Origin of the sequence: Wolbachia endosymbiont (group A) of Hylaeus communis (genome assembly GCF_947251915.1) — a bacterium.
GTDB lineage: Bacteria > Pseudomonadota > Alphaproteobacteria > Rickettsiales > Anaplasmataceae > Wolbachia > Wolbachia pipientis.
The window spans coordinates 1,020,263-1,041,394 of record NZ_OX366396.1; the positions used below are offsets into that span (position 1 = coordinate 1,020,263).

The 21,132-nt window shown below is 34.3% G+C and carries 17 protein-coding genes; 12 read left to right on the forward strand and 5 right to left on the reverse strand.

What is annotated here, in order from left to right:
- Window positions 1-147: 147 nt before the first annotated feature.
- Window positions 148-1,059 (reverse strand): WO male-killing family protein Wmk, encoded by a 912-nt coding sequence (wmk, locus tag OPR52_RS05110; protein ID WP_265037741.1) that lies wholly within the window; start codon window positions 1,057-1,059, stop codon window positions 148-150.
- 120 nt (window positions 1,060-1,179) lie between these two features.
- On the opposite strand from wmk (OPR52_RS05110), the gene OPR52_RS05115 reads away from it, so the two are divergent.
- The 7 genes from OPR52_RS05115 (at window position 1,180) to OPR52_RS05145 (ending at window position 11,642) form a co-directional block, all read left to right on the forward strand.
- Window positions 1,180-2,100, forward strand: coding sequence for an Rpn family recombination-promoting nuclease/putative transposase (locus OPR52_RS05115; RefSeq protein ID WP_264337290.1), 921 nt, complete (start codon window positions 1,180-1,182; stop codon window positions 2,098-2,100).
- A 145-nt stretch (window positions 2,101-2,245) separates the two neighbouring features.
- Window positions 2,246-3,724: a cytoplasmic incompatibility factor CifA gene (locus tag OPR52_RS05120; RefSeq protein ID WP_320109376.1), complete on the forward strand. Its 1,479-nt coding sequence runs from the start codon at window positions 2,246-2,248 to the stop codon at window positions 3,722-3,724.
- 19 nt (window positions 3,725-3,743) lie between these two features.
- Window positions 3,744-7,157: a C48 family peptidase gene (locus OPR52_RS05125; protein WP_320109378.1), complete on the forward strand. Its 3,414-nt coding sequence runs from the start codon at window positions 3,744-3,746 to the stop codon at window positions 7,155-7,157.
- 1,187 nt (window positions 7,158-8,344) lie between these two features.
- A complete protein-coding gene (locus OPR52_RS05130; protein ID WP_265037841.1) occupies window positions 8,345-9,682 on the forward strand; it encodes a hypothetical protein in 1,338 nt (445 codons plus the stop codon).
- A gap of 179 nt (window positions 9,683-9,861) precedes the next feature.
- Window positions 9,862-10,044: a hypothetical protein gene (locus tag OPR52_RS05135; RefSeq protein WP_265037839.1), complete on the forward strand. Its 183-nt coding sequence runs from the start codon at window positions 9,862-9,864 to the stop codon at window positions 10,042-10,044.
- A 24-nt stretch (window positions 10,045-10,068) separates the two neighbouring features.
- On the forward strand, window positions 10,069-10,578 hold the full coding sequence (locus tag OPR52_RS05140) for a hypothetical protein (protein ID WP_265037837.1): 510 nt from the start codon (window positions 10,069-10,071) through the stop codon (window positions 10,576-10,578).
- 204 nt (window positions 10,579-10,782) lie between these two features.
- Window positions 10,783-11,642, forward strand: a protein-coding gene (locus OPR52_RS05145) for an IS630 family transposase (protein WP_265037751.1) whose coding sequence is annotated in 2 segments (ribosomal slippage) — window positions 10,783-11,107 and window positions 11,107-11,642 — 861 coding nt in all. Because the reading frame shifts where the segments join, the coding sequence is not laid out codon by codon here.
- 55 nt (window positions 11,643-11,697) lie between these two features.
- Here OPR52_RS05145 and OPR52_RS05150 read toward each other — a convergent pair.
- From OPR52_RS05150 to OPR52_RS05165, 4 genes are all read right to left on the reverse strand, one after another.
- Window positions 11,698-12,530 (reverse strand): IS5-like element ISWpi1 family transposase gene (locus OPR52_RS05150; protein ID WP_265037890.1). Its coding sequence is split into 2 segments (ribosomal slippage): window positions 11,698-12,161 and window positions 12,161-12,530, totalling 834 coding nucleotides; the frame shifts between segments, so codons are not numbered across the junction.
- Between the two features lie 277 nt (window positions 12,531-12,807).
- Entirely contained in the window at window positions 12,808-13,731 is a 924-nt protein-coding gene (locus OPR52_RS05155; RefSeq protein ID WP_265037930.1) for an Rpn family recombination-promoting nuclease/putative transposase, read from the reverse strand.
- A 326-nt stretch (window positions 13,732-14,057) separates the two neighbouring features.
- Window positions 14,058-14,890, reverse strand: a protein-coding gene (locus OPR52_RS05160) for an IS5-like element ISWpi1 family transposase (protein WP_265037890.1) whose coding sequence is annotated in 2 segments (ribosomal slippage) — window positions 14,058-14,521 and window positions 14,521-14,890 — 834 coding nt in all. Because the reading frame shifts where the segments join, the coding sequence is not laid out codon by codon here.
- 90 nt (window positions 14,891-14,980) lie between these two features.
- Window positions 14,981-15,840 (reverse strand): IS630 family transposase gene (locus OPR52_RS05165; protein WP_265037751.1). Its coding sequence is split into 2 segments (ribosomal slippage): window positions 14,981-15,516 and window positions 15,516-15,840, totalling 861 coding nucleotides; the frame shifts between segments, so codons are not numbered across the junction.
- Window positions 15,841-15,995: 155 nt separating this feature from the next.
- Here OPR52_RS05165 and wmk (OPR52_RS05170) point away from each other — a divergent pair.
- The 5 genes from wmk (OPR52_RS05170) to wmk (OPR52_RS05190) all read left to right on the forward strand — a co-directional run bounded on the left by wmk (OPR52_RS05170) (window position 15,996) and on the right by wmk (OPR52_RS05190) (window position 21,121).
- Window positions 15,996-16,907, forward strand: coding sequence for a WO male-killing family protein Wmk (wmk, locus tag OPR52_RS05170; RefSeq protein WP_265037932.1), 912 nt, complete (start codon window positions 15,996-15,998; stop codon window positions 16,905-16,907).
- A 170-nt stretch (window positions 16,908-17,077) separates the two neighbouring features.
- Window positions 17,078-17,743 carry a JAB domain-containing protein gene (locus tag OPR52_RS05175; RefSeq protein ID WP_265037934.1) on the forward strand — a complete coding sequence of 222 codons (666 nt, stop codon included), beginning with the start codon at window positions 17,078-17,080 and terminating at the stop codon, window positions 17,741-17,743.
- A 171-nt stretch (window positions 17,744-17,914) separates the two neighbouring features.
- Window positions 17,915-19,057, forward strand: coding sequence for a hypothetical protein (locus OPR52_RS05180; RefSeq protein WP_265038474.1), 1,143 nt, complete (start codon window positions 17,915-17,917; stop codon window positions 19,055-19,057).
- An 89-nt stretch (window positions 19,058-19,146) separates the two neighbouring features.
- A complete protein-coding gene (gene wmk, locus OPR52_RS05185; protein ID WP_265037936.1) occupies window positions 19,147-20,079 on the forward strand; it encodes a WO male-killing family protein Wmk in 933 nt (310 codons plus the stop codon).
- A 43-nt stretch (window positions 20,080-20,122) separates the two neighbouring features.
- The gene (wmk, locus tag OPR52_RS05190) at window positions 20,123-21,121 is read left to right on the forward strand and encodes a WO male-killing family protein Wmk (RefSeq protein ID WP_265037938.1); all 999 of its coding nucleotides are present in this window, start codon (window positions 20,123-20,125) and stop codon (window positions 21,119-21,121) included.
- Window positions 21,122-21,132: the final 11 nt, after the last annotated feature.

The following is a 21,132-nucleotide window of genomic DNA, read 5'->3' on the forward strand; positions in this document are numbered from 1 at the left end:
AAACTTTTTTTAGATATTTACTGCTGTTTTTTATCAGCATTGGCATAGAGCCATAGCTTCCGAGTGAAGTCAAATCAATTTTTCAATCTTTTTTACTTATTTTTTCATGAATAAGTAAAGATATTAATATATGGTGATTTTTTTATTTTAAACTTGTCGAATTTCATCTAAAGAGATGCCTATTATTTTTAAAATAATATTGATAGAAATTCCTTTTTTTACTAAGTCTTTTGCAATTTTGATCTTTTCTGCTCTTTTCACTTTTTCTTCGCAAATCCGTATGCCTTCAAATAGAGATCTTATTAATGCATTACGTAGTTCTTGACTTTCAATCTTTTTGTATTCTTCAATTAAATTCGGTAGTTCATTTTCTACTTTACTACCTTCCTCTATTAGCAGATCTGTAATATTAATCGATAATGTTTCTGCTATTGCATATAATTTTTCCAGTGGAATAGCTACACGTCCTTGTTCATAGTTGCTTATTTCATCACGTGTTGTATCCATTTTCTCAGCCAAATCCTTTTGAGTATACTCTCTCACTAGCCTCCATTCTTTTATCTTCTTTCCTATTTGGCAGTAAATAGAACCTCCTTTTTCTTCAACACATTCATCAGCAGATAGACCAATTGTTTTTGAAACAGTATCAACAGAAACTCCTGCTTTAACCAGACCTTTTGCAATTTTTACTTTCTCTGCTTTCCTACTACTTCTTTCACTGACTTGGACAAATTTGGTTAGCAAACAAAACATCTTACGTAATTCCTGATCATTAATCTTTTTATATTCTCTTACTAGATTTAGTATTTCTTCTCCCTCATCTTCAAGACAGATTTTTTCATTTGATACAGGAATTAGGTCTACAATACCAATCGACAATATCTCTGCTATAGCATACAACTTTTCAATCGAAATTTTACGTGTTCCTTTTTCATATTGTAGTACTACTTGATACGTTACACTGACTTTCTTCGCTAAATCTTTTTGAGTATATCCTCGCTTTAACCTCCAGTTCCTTACTTTTTGTGCTATCTGATACCTTATTGAGATGTTTGCCATAAATATTATACATGTTAATACTACCAAACAAAGATATACAAAAACTTCTATGTTTGCATTTTAGTTGAATATTTCTTCACAATTGTGTATAATTATTAATGCTTTTTAAGTCGATTCCCTATGGCTCTCTCGAAGTTTCTGGATCCCAAGAATGATGTCGCATTTCGCCGTATCTTTGGCACTGAAAAGAATAAAGACATCCTCATTCACTTTCTCAATGATATTCTGGGTTTTACTGGCAAAAATGAAATAAAGGATATAGAGTTTTTAAGTACTATTCAAGACCCTGATATTGCCTCTAAAAAGCAAAGCATTGTTGATGTATTATGTAGAGATTCCACGGGGGTGCAATGGATTATTGAAATGCAGGTCGCTAAAACCAAAGGCTTCGAGAAACGTGCCCAATACTATGCTGCTAAAGCCTATTCAAGACAAGCCGATAAAGGTGATCAATACCAGGACCTTAAGGAAATTATCTTTATTGCTATAGCAGATTGTATTTTATTTCCTGATAAGTCTGAGTACAAATCAAAGCATACTATTCGCGATGAAGATACTAATGAACGTGATCTAAAAGATTTTTACTTTATATTTATTGAGTTGCCTAAATTTCCAAAAACAAAAGAAGATCAGCTTTCAAGTATAGTTGAAAAATGGGTCTACTTCTTTAGATATGCAGATGAAACTAGTGAAGAAGAGCTAGAGAGAATAATAGGAAGTGATCTAATAATTAAAAGAGCGTATGAAGAATTAAATAGGTTCAACTGGTCAGAAAAAGAATTTATAGCCTATGAACAAGAGATAAAGCGTATTCGTGATGAACAGGCTGTCCTCGCTCAAAAACTCGATGATGCCACTCAAAAAGGTAGACAAGAAGGTAGACAAGAAGGCATCCAAATCGGCCATGAAAAAGGCAGAAAAGCAGAGAAAATTGAGGTTGCAAAGAATCTACTTAAAGCAGGAGTTTCTATTGACATTATAACTCAAACTACTGGTCTTTCTGTTGATTATATTGAGAAAATTCAAGAAAAGAAGTTTTAGCCATAACGTTTTTTTATTAAACCCTCTATTCTGGTAATTTTAATATTGCAATCCATTCTAATGTCTGTATAATGCCTTTTTTACATGACACTGTTAATACTTAATAGGGGGGATAATGTCAACACAGAAAGAGCTTCGGGCTACGATGTCCAAAAAATTACAGGAAGCTATTAAACATCCAGATCCAGCAGTTGTTGCCGGGAGGAAGTCAGCTATCAAGAGATGGGTGGGAGTCCTTCAAGATAACTTTATGGAGCACATAAAATACTTTAAGGGTGATAAGTTGAAGTTTTTGCACAATGTATTTCAAGATGAAGGTTGCTGGTCAGGTGTAAGGTTGGATAATGCTGCTTTAGGTCAAAGGTTTACTGAAGAAAAAATAGGTGGAATAGATAATCCACTTCGCAAATATGAGATGGCTTGTAGTTACTGTGTAGTGGATAAAATTCATCCTCTCTTTCAAAAAAGATTTGAATCTTATAGGAACAAGTTTCCTCCTGGTGCATTTGATGGTAAAACTGAAACTGAATTTGGCAAATACGTACGAAACTCGTTACTAGATAGCATAAAGAGGAAAGGTCCTGTATTTGATTTCTGGATCGATAGAGAATCTGGGGAATTAAAGAAGTATGATGCAGTAGAAGGTTTTGACAGTGCTGTAAAACTTAAGTGGAGTGAAGGAGTAGAGTATTTTTATAATCTGTTGAAAGAAGAAGATAAAGAAAAGAAGCTCACAGAAGCTATTCTTGCTCTATCTCGCGTTCAATCTGTTGAGAAAGATGCTCCTATTTTAGATTTTTGTGTAAATAAGATAGTCGATAAAGATACTCTTTTACAGAAATTATTGCAGAAAGATAAGGGAGTATATGCTCTTCTTGCTGAATTAATAGAGTCATGTTTTTTTGATACAGTTCATGATTTGGTAAAGTGCTGGTGCTATAAAGACGTTTCAGCAGGAGGAGACCATTCAGACAAAATATTCTCACAGCGAGAGTATGAACTTCTTCTTTCATCACTCTCAGATGTAATGTTGAAAAATTCTGAGTCAAGTGTTCAAGCTAGATCTCTTATTATGAAGATTTGGGAATGTGATCACTTTTATAAACACAAGAAGGCTGCCGTTAATACTTCTAATTATACAGTTCATGTAAGTGGTATGCTTGCAGGATTAATAGTCAATTGGAGACGAGAAGACATTTATAAGACTGATGAAGAAAAAGAAATAGAGAAAAAAGAAATATTAGATATGATGTCATTTGCCAAAGATTGCTTTCCTGAAAAGTTTGAACTTTTTAAAGAAGTCATGATAGAAAACCTTAGATTATGTGGTAGAGAAGGTAAAAGAGTAAATGTAGATTACGGTCTGTTTGCAGAAGAGTTATTCTCTGAGTTAGAGAAAACAACTCTACCTCTTGGTCCTGTAGGTGATGGTCCTTGGAATAATTTACGGTCACGATCTAAAGCTCATGGTAGTAAGGAAACAACTTTGCCAGTTGATGATGGTCCGCAGTCTGAGCTTGGAACTCCTAGTGTAAGTGGTGTTTCTTCTTATAAGAAAAAAGCGTCTTTACGCTTAGTGGTAACAAGTAATCCACTTATGAACTCTTGGTGTTTCTGGTCGTAGTAAATAAGGGGTATTTTGTATGAGTAATGGTGATGGACTTATTAGGAGTTTGGTGGATGGAGATCTTGAAGGATTCAGACAAGGATTTGAATCTTTTTTAGATCAATGTCCATCTTTCTTGTATCATGTAAGTACAGGTCGTTTCCTTCCTGTATTCTTTTTTAGTATGTTTGCTACTGCACATGATGCTAATATCTTAAATGCAAATGAGAGAGTCTATTTTTGTTTTGATAACCATGGTGTTAATCCACGTAATGGTGAAAATCGAAATACGGCAAACCTAAAAGTTGCTGTTTATCGTGACGGACAGCAAGTTGTCAGATGCTACAGTATTTCTGATCGTCCTAATAGTGATGGGTTGAGGTTCAGTACAAGGGAGAGAAATGCTCTAGTACAAGAGATTAGACGGCAAAATCCAAATTTAAGGGAAGAAGACCTAGATTTTGAGCAATACAAAGTATGCACGCACGGAAAGGGCAAGAGTCAGGGAGAGGCAATTGCAACGGTATTCGAGGTAATTCGTGCAAAAGATCGTCAAGGTAGGGATAAATTTGCCAAATATTCAGCATCTGAAATCAATCTTATTAGACTGCTCTTAGAAGATCACAGACTAACAATTAAGGAAATAGCAGGAAGACAACTCAGTCAAAATCAGCGTAGACAACTTGGTAACTTGGTCAATTTTGCGCAAGTAGCACAGGGTCAACAAGGAATTGATAATTTTATGGAAATGCTAGCGAGTGATAGAAGACAAGATGTAAGAGATAGAATGTACGAAGAAATTGTCCCATACATAGCTCGCATCTATCATAATTACAGGCAGGAACTGGAATATAATATTGAAAATCGCAGTCAAAAATTTGAGAGTCACGGGTTTTTATTAGGTTTCTTAGCAAATTTTAGTCATCGCTACACAATAGGCATCGATCTTGATTTATCTCCTAGAAACTCACATGTTGCATTTCTTGTACGTCACCAAGCAGAAAGAGAAAATATTCCTATTGTTATTAATCTTGCTATATTTGACACACCGTCAGATGTTGCATTAAACTGTGCCATAGGCTACGCTGGAAGGTTACACAATTCTTCATTTATACCTATCCATACTGAATCAAGAAATACTGTCTGTGTTGGATTAAATTTTAATTTAAATCTAGATCCTTTTAGTGTTGATACAGTAGAACTTCAACAGGATAGATTTCCTTTAGTACAAAGATTATTTGAGTGTTTGGAGAATGAAGGCATTAGAGAAAATGTTAGAGATTTCTTGCTTCACCATTTTCCTGCTGAAATACCAAGAAATGCAGAGAATTATAATAGAATATTTGATTGCATAACTGGCTTTGCTTTTGGAAGTAGTGCTTTTGATAGGCACCCTTTAGAACTAGAAGAGGAAGACGAAGCACCTATAACAAAGTACATATTTAGACATGGTGATGAGGGTTTAAGATGTTTAACTATGGTCTTTCATGCTGAAGGTTCTGATATAGTTACACTTCATATTAGAGCTTACAATGCGCAACAACAAGGAGCCATCAATTTACAGACTCTTAATGTTAATAGAAATAATGTTCATGTGTGGGAAGTTTCATGCACACTTAATAATCAACTTGAACTAGATATTGATCTACCAAATGACCTTGGTTTATATCACGATTACCAAAATAATAATGCAAATAATTTTCTTGCTGGTGATCTTGTACAAGTGCCCAATACTGAAAATGTACATAATACTTTAAATCAAGTTGTGAATGATGGCTGGAAAAATATAGCTCAGCATAGAGGATTATTTCAAGAGATCTCTGGAGCATTGATGCCGCTTGTGGATACAATAAATGTTAATAGTGAGAATAAGTTCCGTTCTATACTACATGGTACATTTTATGCTAGTGATAATCCTTATAAAGTGCTTGCTATGTATAAAGTTGGTCAAACATATAGTTTTAAAAGGGGGCAGGAAGAAGAAGGAGAAAGGGCAATACTCACAAGAATTACAGAACAGAGATTAGACCTTTTATTATTAAGACAATCTACGGAGAATGCTCCAGATACTCATCCGATTGTATATGTATTAGGATTTGCTAATAATGCAGAAGAAGTAGCACAAAAGGAGAATAATGCAAAAGATCGAATAAAAGAACTTATGAACAAGCAAAGAGGATTTATACCTATTACTTCTAGAAATGAGGTGATTTTATTTCCTATTGTGTTTAATAGAGATGCACGCGAAGCAGGTAATCTTATACTTTTCCCAGAAGGTCTATTATCAGATCAGGCTCGTGTAAACTTTAGGCGTTTTTACGAAGAAAAAGCACCAGGACAAAATGCGATTTTTTTGCTTAATATAGGCAGCAATCTACATGTTCCGTTTAGTTACTTGGAAGGTATTAAAGCACAGGTAATAGAAACATTCAAGTCAATAAGGATAGGTGGTACTCCTACAGCACAAGTAATATTACAACAAATAAATGCTATCCTTCGTAGAAACAACGCTCGTGAGATAGAAGATGTGCATGATCTACTTGCACTAGACTTTGCAACAGATAATCAAAATGATCGTTATTGGCTACAAACTCATGACATGTTTTTCGCTGCACAACAATATACTTTCTATGATGATCGATCTAATCCAACTAATAATCGTCATGATTTTACAATAACTTCAGTAGGAGTCGATGGAAATCAAAATGATCCAACAGGTAGGGGCTTATTAAGTAGTCACATAGCTAACTTTAAACAAAAAGTAGATTCGGGTGAAAAAGATAGATTAATTGCTATTATTAATGTAGGTAATCATCATTGGGTTACATTAGTTATTGTACACCAAAATGGAAATTATTATGGGTATTATGCTGATTCACTTGGTCCAGATAGTCGTATTGACAATAATATTCGAGGAGCTTTAAGAGAATGTGATATTAACGATGGTAATGTCCATAATGTTTCCGTTCATCAGCAAACAGATGGCCATAATTGTGGCATATGGGTATACGAAAATGCTAGGGATATTAACCAAGCTATTGATCAAGCTTTACAGGGAAATAATAACTTTGGAGAGAAAGGTGAGGGTATTATAGGTTATATACGTGGTCTTCTTAGTGTAGGCATTGGAAATGACACTAGACAATCTCAAAGAAATGAACAACACTTTAAAAATCGGAGAAGAAATATTTCACAATTATTCCAAAATGATCCTCTATCTTCTCCTAGGGGTAGACTGATTCAAGATCATCCAGGAATTCAACATGAAATTGATCCATTACTATTACAATTTTTAGGACTCCAATACCCACAGCGTGGAGGTGGAGGAGCATTACAATTAGGCGGAGAAAGAGTGATATCAATTGATTTGGGTAACCCGCAGTCTGCATTAGATAAAATTGATGGAGTGAGTAGAGTTTATAACCATAGCAATAGTAGAGGTAGTAGGTAGAAGTTAATAGGTGGATGAAGTTTTCTTTACTCTATATTTACGCATTGGTTGTAATCGGTCTTCTAGGTTGTTTCTGCATATTTTATCTTACTATTACCCACAAATATAAATGTTTGTTGCGTAGCTCTTAATGGCATAACTTTTGCTTGAAATAACTGTTTATATGGTGCAATTTACAGCTTTTAGTTGCTAAAATTATAACTCTTAGTTTAATAATTTTAATCCAATAAGCTTTCAGGTTAATAAAATTAAATTATTTGAGTAAATACAATACTATGTTTTTATTTGTGGGTAATAGTAAGATATTTTATGGTGGTGTTTATTAACAATAATATAGAAGACTATTATTAAGACTCTTGTCCGTAAAGCACCTTCATTTGCTCCTCTCATGAGAGTGATATTTCCTTCAAATCAGCTAGTTTTAGATGCTGAGGTTGTGTGCCGTTTAAAATGGCTTCCTTAATTTTGGGTATCAAATAATTTAAACGTAAGACCCATTGTAAAAGATAAGATTTAATTTGAAAGAAAAATTGATGTGGTTAAAACTTGACCTTGCGCAGTATAGGAATATTTTTTATAAAAAGAACAATATCGATTTGAAATGTAAAATTATCATAAATTTTTCTTTTTATTCTCAAATGAATTACTATTAATTCAGTAAACTATATTATTAATATCTCAAGTAAATCAACCATTTTCAGCGCTCAAAACCAAGTGCGGTGAGAACAAGTTTTTTTGGTATGGATTGGACTACCAAACGATACATACGAACTTTTTTATATGGTAGTTTCATTATACGCTAAAACTAACCACATTAGCCCATTTCACCCACATCTACATACGAACTATTTTGCCTAAGCTTATGAAAATAATTTAAATCTTCTATTTTTATAATCTTATTTTTACGCGGCTTGTTCTCACAAATATACGACCCTTTTTGCAATCTTAGGAAGAGTCAATAATTCAAATTTTTGTGGCACTAAAATAGGAATTTCTTTAGTTACAGCAAGGTCTATTTTTTCGTAAGTAAAAGTGTTTTACAATTAATTATTAGAATGAAAATATCATACTTGGCTCTCAAGAAATTTCCTGTTGTGCAGTGGTAAGGTTTGGAGAAAAAGATTGGCTTGGCAACGATAATTTACTAGACTAAAGTTTATATTAAAATACAAAATGGGGTTGCGGGTATGGAATCTGGTTTGGATCACAATTACAATAAAATACTTGATATATTAAAAGGTGCTATTAAAGGCGACGATAATCAAGTTAAAGCAAGAAAACATCTTAGAGTAGAAAGATGGTTGAGGGTTTATATTCAATTAATTGAAGATTTTGATGAGGAAAAACTAATTTTTTTTTCTGATATATTCTCTGATAATTCTTGTTGGGATGGAGTAAGATTAAAAAATGAAATTGTTGGTGAAAGGTTAACTGAAGAAAAAAATAAAAATGGAAAAGAGAATCCATTAAACATTTCTAAAAGATATTACTTAGCATGTAAATATTGTCTAGAAGATAAGATTCCTGGATTATTTGAACAAGTATTTATGAGATTTAAGAGAAGTGCCTTTGAAGAAGATGGATCTGATGATGATCTGAGAAGAGAATTGTTGGAAAATATCGAAGAAACTAGACCTATAGAAGCTTTCTGGTCTTTTCTTATTGATAAGCAGATTGGAAAACTAAACGAATATAAATCAGTTGAAGGTTTGCAAAAATCCATACAGATAAATTCTAATAAAAACTGGGAAGAAGGTATAGAGTTCTTCTATAATAAATTGCACAATGATTCCAGTATTTCTAGTCAAGATAAAAATAATTTGTTAATTGAAGCAGCTTTATCTGCAGTAAAGGGTTACAAAGAAGTAGACACCATAGAGTTTTGCCTGTCTAAAATGGATGATGAGCAAAAGAAAAAATTACTAGATAGAGATTATAAGGAAAATACTTATTATGCAGTGTTGAATGTGCTAGTAGGTCAGTATTACTTTGATTCTTTTATGGAATTAAGCCGATTGTGTAGTCAGATTGAATGTGAACGTTACACAACTTTTTTATCTTCATTATCAGATCAAGTACTGAAGAATCCAGATCTGTCTGAAGAAACAAAAAAATGTATGATGAATGTTTGGGAACGTATAATAAAATTAAAAACTCAAGACCGCGGGGAGCAATCTATTTCCTCTATTTTTGTAGACTATTCAGTTACATATACAATAGCAAATTTAATTGTGGATCCAAGTACACAAGGGGTAAGTAAAGAAGAAATATTAGGGAAGATATTAAAGCACGTAAAAGAAATGAGTGGTGAAGGGATGATAAAGGTTAAAGATTCTGTATTAAGTAAAATTCAGTTATTTCATGGGGGTAAAAAATTGCAATTAGGAGAACAAGTATTTTCTAAATTAGCTCAAGAAGCTTCTAAAGAATCAATTTTGTGTGAAGCTGGTGATACTTTGCCACAGTCAAGTCTCAGTACGACTGATAACCCATATAATATAAAATCTTTAGGCCATAGCAAATAGGAGAGTAATATGCCAAGCAATGTCAAGCCGCTTGAGTTGGTACAGCTTCTGTTAATGAGAAATAAATCAAAAGACGAGTTCCTAGATTTTCACAAAAGGTTCCAATCGTTTATCAATCAATCTCCTTCTTTTTTGCATTCAGTTGGAAAGCCAGGCTTTTTCCCTAGTTTCTTTTTGGTATGTTTGCTACTGTATTAGACACAGAACTTGCTACTAAAATTGGTATCAAAAAACTTCATTTTCGTTTTGATGATAATAGAACTTTAAAAATAGCTATATTAACTAATGAGGGACTTAAGTGTATAACGGTGTCTGATCAAGTTGATGGTAACATGCATCTAAAGTTCTCTCAAGGAGAGTGAGAAAAAATAGCACAGAAATGGAAAATGGGAGCAGAGTTTGATAAACTAGAAAAAGAAGAGCATGAAATAACAATTACAGGAAAAGAAGTAAAGTACGGAAATGTTGATCCAGCTTTTAGTAAAAAGACTGATTATTCACAAAAAGGTTTTACAGAAATAGAAAAAGATCGTGACCAACAAGACCTAGAGAGCTTAATTTCAAAATTGAGTAATCAAGATTTCGAAGAAGTAAAAAAGAACGCTAGAAGAATGTTTAATTATATTACAAATGTCTATAAGAAATATGAAAAAGAAACTCTATTTAGCGGTAAAGAATCAAGTCATCATGGGTTTTTAGCTGGGTTTTTGATAAATTTTAAGTATCGTTTTCACCTAAAACTTTATCTCGAATTATTTGCTGGAAAAGGTTACGCAGACATTATTTTACTTGTGCGCGGTTCTGATAAGTCGCTAAGCTCTATTCCTATTATTATTGAGCTTAAAGCAGGTACTGGTGAGATAAGTACAGTGATAAAAGCATTGAAGCAAGCATAAGATTATGTTAAGGGCTCTTTTTCTAACTCTATAAGAATGATTACTATAGCTAATGAAGCTATTTGTGTAGGATTAAATTTTGACATGGTTCATCACGAAAATGTTAAAATTGATGTAGAAAATTTTCTTAGTCGAGAAGGTATAGCTCTTTCCATAAAAGTCCGGATGTGATAGGATAAGGGTAGATGATGATAAGGAGGTTGAATGCCAGCAGCATATAGTTATGATTTAAGAAAAAAAGCAATGGAAGCGCTAGACGAAGGAGAAAGCAGAGAAACAGTGGCAGCAAGATTTAAGATTGGACGAACTACTTTATGGGAGTGGCAGCAAAGAAGAAAAGAAACAGGAGACTTTCAATCAAAAAAACTTGGAAATGGGGGTTACAATCACAAAATTACCGACTGGGATACCTTTGCCAAATTTGCCAGAGAACACGGAGGAAAGACTCTATCGGAAATGGCTAAACTTTGGAACAACGTTAGTATCCAAACGATCTATCGAGCCCTTAAAAAAATTGAATTTACGCGCAAAAAAAGACATATGGATACAAGGAAAGAAACGAAGAAAAACGTGCTGAATTTTTGAAAATTATAGCGACAAAAGAACCTAAAAACTTAGTGTATATAGATGAGTCTGGCATTGATAACACCGAAGACTACCCCTACGGATATTGCCAGAAAGGACAGCGGTTTTATGCCTTAAAATCTGGAAAGAAAACTCAACGAATCAGTATGGTTGCAGCCTTAAGTGGAAGAAAGATAGTTGTTCCGTTAACCTTTGAAGGCCACTGTAATATGGATGTTTTTAATGGATGGTTTGAGCAATTTTTGACACCGATCTTGGAACCTGGACAGACTGTCATTCTTGACAATGCTACTTTTCATAAGTCTGATAAGATTATCGAGCTTGCTAAAGGGGTTGGTGCAGAAATTTTGTATCTGCCGCCTTATTCTCCAGATTTCAACAAAATTGAGCATCATTGGTTTGCTATAAAAAACAGAGCCAGGAAAAACATTCCTCTATTCGAATCCTTTCGTCGTGCTGTTGATTCTGCCTTCCTATGACCTGTTCGGACTATTATGAGAAATGCTATATGAGGTTGTCCGGAAACAAGTAAATTCAAGCATATTCCCTCTTTAACATAACCCTACTCATAGCTAGGTATATGAAATTCTCAGTGGATGTTGTGAGTAAATCATACTCCTTCGATAGCCTTCTATTCCTATTAACCCAAGCAAAAGTCCTTTCTACAACCCATCTTCTTGGCTGTACTTTAAACCCTTGTTCTCTTGTTGGTAGTAGCTCAGGTGGCGTATCTTTGTGCACCCAAAATCTACATGTAGGCCTTTTAACAATTTCAATATCTATGTCATATTCTTCCTTTATGTGATTCTTTAAATTTCTTCCTTGGTATCCCATGTCAGCCCACATTTTTTTAACTTTAGTATATTTTGTTCTCATATTGTTTAATGCTATTTTAATACCATCTCTATCATTTTCGTTAGCAGCGCCTACGTAACAACCTAGTATAAAACCCTGAGTGTCTGTAATTATATGCCTTTTTCTACCCTTTACTTTTTTACTTCCATCATAGCCTTTGATCCCCCCTTTTCTGTAGTCTTTACAGATTGACTATCTACTATACAGGCACTCGGCTGCTCATTCCTTCCTATTTTTCTTCTACTATATTTTGTAATTTCATAATTCATTTTCTCAAAAATTCCCTGCTTCTTCCATTGCCTGAACTGCTCATACACAGTCTTCCATAGCGGAAAATCATTTGGTAAATACCGCCATTGACACCCTGTACGCAATACATAGAAAATTGCTTCTAATATTTCTCTTTTGCTATACTTTGGCGGCCTTCCTCCTTTCTTGTATGATACTCTGAAGTGTTTTTCTATTCTTGCCCATTCCCTTTCGCTTAGATCTGTTGGATACTTTTTTCTCATCTTTACCCCGTACTAAAATTTCAGATATTATAGCCTTTTACTTGTTTCCGGACAACCTCTAAGTTCGAAAAAGTTTGACAAGTTTATGAATGCACTTAACAACAGGCTAGATTTGGTGCTAAATCAATCAATGAAACAGATATTAAGCAGGAACAGTAGGTTAGAAGCGAGTGACGTAAAAGAACAACAAATAAGCTTAGAGCCTAAAAGTTATTTAAATAATACTTCTGTTCAAAGTTATTTAACCCAAGCTAGAGATTCAAGATTAAGGTAAAATTTAATTCCTTAATTTTTGAATTTCGTTGAGGGGAAGGCCGGTAATTTGAGCGATAACATCTATAGAGACACCGGCCTTAAGTGAATTTTTAGCCACTGCTATTTTAGCCTGTTTTTCGCCCTTTTCTTCGCCAATTTGAATACCTTCCGCTCTGCCTTTTTCATGTCCAATTAGGATGCCTTTTTCAGTAGCATCATCAAGTTTTTGAGCGAGGATGCCTTCTTCTTTCCGCAAATCCATTATCCTTTCTTCGTACGCTATCAGATCTTTCTCATTCCAGCGAAACTTGTCTAACTCATCGTATGCTAGCTTTATTATTGGCGATTTTTCTGCAATATCTTTTAGGTCTTCATCTGTAGTATCTTCTGCGTACTTGAAAAAAAAGCACCAGCGCTCTATTGTACTTTCTAGCTGCTCTACTTTGTTTTTTGCGAATTTAGGCAACTCAATAAAGACAAATTGAAAATCTTTTAAGTAATGTCCGTTAGTCTTTATATCACGTATATTGTGAGTGGAAATATACTCAACCTCCTCAGGAAATAGCGTATTATCGGAAATAGCAATAAAGAATACTGTTTTTAAATCGATGTACTCGCCACCTTTTCCAACCTGCCTTGAATAAGCTTTAGCAGCATATAGCTGAGCGCGTTTCTCAAAGCCTCTATCACGAGCGAGCTGCATCTCGATCACATATCTGAACCCACTAGAATCCTTGCAAAGGACATCAACGATGCTTTGTTTATCAGAGGCGACTTCAGGATCCATATAGGTGCTAAGAAACTCAACTTCTTGTATAGTATCTATCCCGGTAAATCCTAAGATATCATTGAGGAAGTGAATAAGAATGTTCTTATTTTTTTCGGTACCAAAGACTTTTTTGAAGGTTAAGTCTAATTTTGGATTGAGAAATTTAGAGAGAGCCATAGTAAGAGTACCTAAAAAGCATTAATAATTATACACAATTCTGAAGAAATATTCAAGTTTTTTATTTTTAGTTTATTTTTTAAGTTTTGAATGTGTTGATGAAAAAAATGTTTCCCATAGATGGCCCTAGAATGCTACTACGCACCTTAAATATCCTTTTATACATCTTTTATCAACCCTTCTGTAAAGTACCTTTAAAGCCCAGGAAATGGATATCACGAGTTTGGTGATCTCAAACATACCTATTTTAGATGTGAATTTTTAAAACTTACCATTTTAGCTTGTCACAGCATAGGCATTTAGAGGTTGTCCGGAAACAAGTAAATTCAAGCATATTCCCTCTTTAACATAACCCTACTCATAGCTAGGTATATGAAATTCTCAGTGGATGTTGTGAGTAAATCATACTCCTTCGATAGCCTTCTATTCCTATTAACCCAAGCAAAAGTCCTTTCTACAACCCATCTTCTTGGCTGTACTTTAAACCCTTGTTCTCTTGTTGGTAGTAGCTCAGGTGGCGTATCTTTGTGCACCCAAAATCTACATGTAGGCCTTTTAACAATTTCAATATCTATGTCATATTCTTCCTTTATGTGATTCTTTAAATTTCTTCCTTGGTATCCCATGTCAGCCCACATTTTTTTAACTTTAGTATATTTTGTTCTCATATTGTTTAATGCTATTTTAATACCATCTCTATCATTTTCGTTAGCAGCGCCTACGTAACAACCTAGTATAAAACCCTGAGTGTCTGTAATTATATGCCTTTTTCTACCCTTTACTTTTTTACTTCCATCATAGCCTTTGATCCCCCCTTTTCTGTAGTCTTTACAGATTGACTATCTACTATACAGGCACTCGGCTGCTCATTCCTTCCTATTTTTCTTCTACTATATTTTGTAATTTCATAATTCATTTTCTCAAAAATTCCCTGCTTCTTCCATTGCCTGAACTGCTCATACACAGTCTTCCATAGCGGAAAATCATTTGGTAAATACCGCCATTGACACCCTGTACGCAATACATAGAAAATTGCTTCTAATATTTCTCTTTTGCTATACTTTGGCGGCCTTCCTCCTTTCTTGTATGATACTCTGAAGTGTTTTTCTATTCTTGCCCATTCCCTTTCGCTTAGATCTGTTGGATACTTTTTTCTCATCTTTACCCCGTACTAAAATTTCAGATATTATAGCCTTTTACTTGTTTCCGGACAACCTCATATAGCATTTCTCATAATAGTCCGAACAGGTCATAGGAAGGCAGAATCAACAGCACGACGAAAGGATTCGAATAGAGGAATGTTTTTCCTGGCTCTGTTTTTTATAGCAAACCAATGATGCTCAATTTTGTTGAAATCTGGAGAATAAGGCGGCAGATACAAAATTTCTGCACCAACCCCTTTAGCAAGCTCGATAATCTTATCAGACTTATGAAAAGTAGCATTGTCAAGAATGACAGTCTGTCCAGGTTCCAAGATCGGTGTCAAAAATTGCTCAAACCATCCATTAAAAACATCCATATTACAGTGGCCTTCAAAGGTTAACGGAACAACTATCTTTCTTCCACTTAAGGCTGCAACCATACTGATTCGTTGAGTTTTCTTTCCAGATTTTAAGGCATAAAACCGCTGTCCTTTCTGGCAATATCCGTAGGGGTAGTCTTCGGTGTTATCAATGCCAGACTCATCTATATACACTAAGTTTTTAGGTTCTTTTGTCGCTATAATTTTCAAAAATTCAGCACGTTTTTCTTCGTTTCTTTCCTTGTATCCATATGTCTTTTTTTGCGCGTAAATTCAATTTTTTTAAGGGCTCGATAGATCGTTTGGATACTAACGTTGTTCCAAAGTTTAGCCATTTCCGATAGAGTCTTTCCTCCGTGTTCTCTGGCAAATTTGGCAAAGGTATCCCAGTCGGTAATTTTGTGATTGTAACCCCCATTTCCAAGTTTTTTTGATTGAAAGTCTCCTGTTTCTTTTCTTCTTTGCTGCCACTCCCATAAAGTAGTTCGTCCAATCTTAAATCTTGCTGCCACTGTTTCTCTGCTTTCTCCTTCGTCTAGCGCTTCCATTGCTTTTTTTCTTAAATCATAACTATATGCTGCTGGCATTCAACCTCCTTATCATCATCTACCCTTATCCTATCACATCCGGACTTTTATGGAAAGAGCTATAATATACTAGTTTTCAACAAAGGTAACAATATGCTAGTAAAATTTCTATCTAAAACTTCTAAAGGAGATTTTATGGCAGGTTACGAAAAAGAATGACCGCTAGCATACTAGACCACAAAGTAGGAGAGAAAGTAAGAAATCGTAGGTTAGCAAAGGGATATACTCAAAAAGATTTAGCAAAAGAAATCAGTGTAACATATCAAGTAGTACTACAATATGAAAAAGGAACACGAAAAATTTCGATTGAGAAGTTGTACGCTATAGCAGAGGCGTTGTCGATTGGTATCATAGATCTCATTCCTGTATCAAATAAAAAAATTTGCTTTGAAAGCGAAGAAGAAGAGATACTAAATCTAATAAGAAAATATAAAAAAATGAACGATCAAGAGTTACGTAAGATGTTTTGTTTATTAACCAAATTTGCCCGAGTGGGTGAAGAAAATAGTAAAAAAACAGAGAGAATAAAAATTGCAAATGGTCTGGTTAAAGCGGGAATTTCTGTTGACGTTGTTTCGAAAATAATTGGCATATCTGCTGATGAATGTGTTGAAGAAAAAATAGGTTCTATCTACTACCAAATAGGCAAAAAGATAAAAGAATGGAGGCTAGTGAGAGAGTGTACTCAAAAGGATTTAGCAGAGAAAATGACTACAACACGTGATGAAATAAGCAACTATGAGCAAGGGCGTGTAGCTATTCCACTGGAAAAATTATATGCAATAGCAGAAACATTATCAATTAGCATTACAGATCTGCTCATAGAGGAAGATGAGATAGTAGAAGATGAGCTACCTGATTTAATAAAAGAATACAAAAAGATTGAAAGCCAAGAACTACGTAATGCATTAATAAAATCTCTGTTTGAAGGCATACGGATTTGCGAGGAGAAAGTGAAAAGAGCAGAAAAAGTAAAAATTGCAAAAGATTTAGTAAAAGAAGGAATTTCTATCGATATTATTTTACAAACGGTAGACATCTCTTTAGGCGAAATTCAACAAGTTTAAAATAAAGAAATCGTATCTATTAATATCTTTACCACTTCATAAAAAAATAAATAAAAAAGATTGAAAAATTGATTTGACTTCACCCAAAAGCTATGGCTTTATGCCAATACTGCTAAAAAAACAGTAGTAAATATTAAAAAAAAGTTTGTTGTTAGTGAAAGGTAAATTATATGAATAATAATAAGAATAAAGAAGAAATCGAATTCAGAATATTAGAAAGCAAAGGCAAAGCTCTACTTGATCGTGAAATAATGGAAACGTTTCTAAGTGCAGTACATGAAAGGCCACAAGCTCAAGAAATTGCTAAAAATCTGGTGAATACTTATACAGGAGTAGGAAGGATTTTAGGTCGAGAAATGGATGACCTGAAAGTTATAGAAGGAGTGACTGATTCTGCAGTAGCAATAATTATGTGCGTTAAGGAAACGCTAGAAAGGGTATTGAGAGAAAAGCTCAAGGGTGAGCCAATAATGGATAACTTACAAGGGCTAGTAGAATATTTAAACGTAAGTATAGGACACTCAGAGAGGAAATGTGTAAAAATACTGTATTTAAATAGAAGGCGTCAACTAATCGGAGAAGAACTCTATATTGGTGAAATGGCAAAGGCACCAGTATACATAAAGGAGATTACAAGAAAAGCATTAATAAAAAATGCAACATCAATAATAATGTCACATAACCATCCTGGAGGAAGTTTAGAGCCATCAGAAGAAGATCAAGCAGTAACGAAGAGCTTAGCAGCAGCGTGTAGTACTGTAAGCGTGAGATTATTTGATCACATTATCATCACAAGTGCAGGCTATTTTAGTTTTAGAGAAAGCGGATTGCTATAGCAGAAAGAAAGAATGAGCAGTTTTAGCTTCTAAACTGATTGAGCAGAAAGTATTTGCAAATCTGCTCACTATCATTTATAATGAGTAATAGAGTGTATAATAATAAAGTCTATTGTACGCTTGAAAGGCATTTTTAATATGGGGGTTCATATGGCTAGTAAAAAAAATACAATGGTTCGTAAAGATCCGAATAAAAAGACTAATATTAATCGCAAATTATTGAGCAAAATATTTGGTGCTCTTGAAGGTGTTGTTGTAAAAGGACTAGAGCCTGTAAGCATACCTTTCCTGCAACAAAAGGGCCTCGACAAGCCAATTAACTTCGGGAAAGGGTTTGATTACGTTTATGGCATAAAACCTGTAAGTGATCAAGAAGATAAAAATCCATTTGCTTCAGCCTTGAAAAAAATAAAGCCAAGTACAAGCGAAAGTAAAGAATTGAGCTGGTTTAAAAGTGCTGTAGTAGAGGCAAAGAACGTAAATGAATTACACAAAACTATAGACCAAGTACTAGCTGCTGGAGCAAGGCTAAATGCATGTAATGATGGGGAATGGAGCTTCGCAGAGTATATGATACTGGGCACACATTTTCACAAATTAGATAAGGGTAATCGAAAAAAGATAATACGAAAGCTAATGCTAAGTGGTGCAGAGTTTCATGATACTCTACTGCAGAATAAGCTTATAAGCGAAATCTACAACGAATTGCAACCAGAAGTTCAGCCACAGATAGATAAGCAACTAGAAGAACTTAGAAAAGCTGGCAAAAGTGCTGTTCAAGAAGGAGCCTTGGTAGATCTTGAGATAGATAATACAACATCGTATATGGAATTTTCTGAGGATAGTAAAGTAGAAGTTGCCAAAATACTGGAAGGTACGGGTCTAAACAGAGGTATAGGAAGTAACATTTTAAGAATGGGCAATAATGCAGTTGAGGTTAAAAGTGAGAAGGGAGGCGAGAGACACTACATCGATATGTCAGATGGCAGCTCTATTGTGTTAGAATTTCCTACAAGCGTTGGTAAGCTAAATATTATATTGTACCATGATGTAAAAAAATATGATCAAGTACAAGTGAGAGTAGCAAACAAGGAAATGTGGGCTGAATTACAAAAAATAGGAGAAGAAGTGGGCAAAGATTGCCTTTTTGGGGGAGTAAAACTTGAAGAAGTAGTAAAAAGTGGAAGCTTTACGAGATGCGGAATATGGAGTAGCAAACAGCTTATGAAGGAAGTTGATAGCTCAGGTGAAAAACTGTCTTCATGGGTAGATAAAGTACGTGAAAATAGTAAAGAAACTTTTAGGGAACTTTAATTCATCTATAGCCAATTTTAAGGTTCCAGAGTCTGCCATTATATCTGGAGCCTTAACAAAATTGAGCTATAGTAGAAAATATTATATGTATGGTTCTTTTTGTGGAAAGAAGTCTAGACTATGAAGTAGGGCAAAAAGTAAAAAGTTGGAGGTTAGAGCGAGGGTATACTCAAAAGGGTTTAGCAGAGAAAATTGGTGTAAAGTACTGGGTAATACTGCAATATGAAAAAGGGAATCGTAGAATTTCGATCGAAAGGTTATACTCTATAGCAGAGGCATTGTCAGTAAGTATTGCGGATCTTATTCCTGCATCAAAGGAAAAAAGCTGCTTTGAAGATGAAGGGGAAGAAATACTAAATCTAGTAAGAAAATATAAAAAGATTAATGATCAGGAGTTACGTAGAATGTTTTGTTTATTAACAAAATTTGTCCAAATGAGTGAGAAAAGTAGTAAAAAAGCAGAGAAAGTAAAAATTGCAAAGGGTTTGGTTAAAGCAGGAATTTCTGTTGATGTTGTTTCACAAACAATAGGCCTCTCTGTTGATGAATGTGCTGAAGAAAAAAAGGGTTCTATCTACTACCAAGTAGGAAAAAAGATAAAAGAATGGAGACTGGTAAGAGAGTACACTCAAAAGGATTTAGCAGAGAAAATGAGTACAACACGTCACGAAATAAGCAACTATGAACAAGGAAGGACTGCTGTTCCACTTGATAAATTATATGAAATGGCAGAAGCGTTATCGATTAATATTACAGATCTACTAATAGAAGAAGATGAAGGTAGTAAAGTAGTACCTGATTTGATTAAAGAATACAAAGAAATTGAGAGCCAAGAACTACGTAATGCACTAATAAAATCGTTGTTTGAAGGCATACGGATTTGCGAGGAGAAAGTGAGGAAAGCGGAAAGGATCAAAGTTGCAAGAGATTTAGTGAAAGGAGAAATTTCTATTGATATTATTTTGCAAGCGGTAGGTTTATCTGTTGATATAGTTTTAGATGGGCAGCAAAACATTTCGTGAAAAAATTATAGCAATAAAGTTTGTTTTTTAAATTGAGGTATATATGTTTGTTTCTGTAAGAGATATTGGTTCTATAAGCTGCAAAATAGGGCAAAAAATAGAAGATTGTAGATTAATGCAAAGGTGTACTCAAGCAGAGTTGGCAAGTAAAATCGGATTAGCATATCAAGAAATAAACAATTATGAAAATGGCTATAGCGCTATTCCAGCTGAAGTATTATATATAATAGCAAAAGCATTATCAGTTAGTGTTACAGATCTACTACCTGAATCAGTAGTAGTAAGGGAAAGTGAAAATGAAGACGAGGAAATACTATATCTAACGAAAATATACGAGGATCAAAAGTTAGGCAAAATAGTACCTTCATTAGTCAGGTTTGTTCATATTAGTGAAAAAATTAATCAAGAAGAGGCAAGATTAGAGGTAGCAAAAAATCTAGTTAAAGAAGGAGTTTCAGTTGACATAATTTCCCAGGCAACGGGCTTATCTATTTACGAATATAATGATACAGGGCAAGAAATTTGCATTGATTCTATATACTACAGAATAGGGCAAAGAATAAGAGAATGGAGACTAATAAGAAGATATACTCAAAAAGATTTGGCAGATAAAGTTGGTGTAACACTTAAGGAAATACACGAATATGAAAGAGGATACGCTACCATACTATTTGATAAATTATATGGAATAGCAGATGCATTATCAGTGAATATAAAAGTTCTGCTACCTAAAACAAGAGAAAGTAAAGAAGAGAATAAGCTATTGAGTTTAATAAAAGCTCTGTTGCCTAAAATAACAGAATGTGAAAATGAGGATAGCAAAAAGCTATTGAGTTTAATGAAAAAGTACAGAGAAGATGAGGATCAAGAATCACTGGATGCGGTAGTCAGGTCCTTATCTGAAGGTATGAAGACTAGCAAAGAAAAGGTTAAAAAAGCAGAGAAAATCAAGGTTGCAAAAAGTCTACTTAAATTAGGCGTTTCTATCAATATTATCTCACGAGCAACTGACTTAACTGCAGAGGAACTTGAAACCAAATAGGCATCCATAGC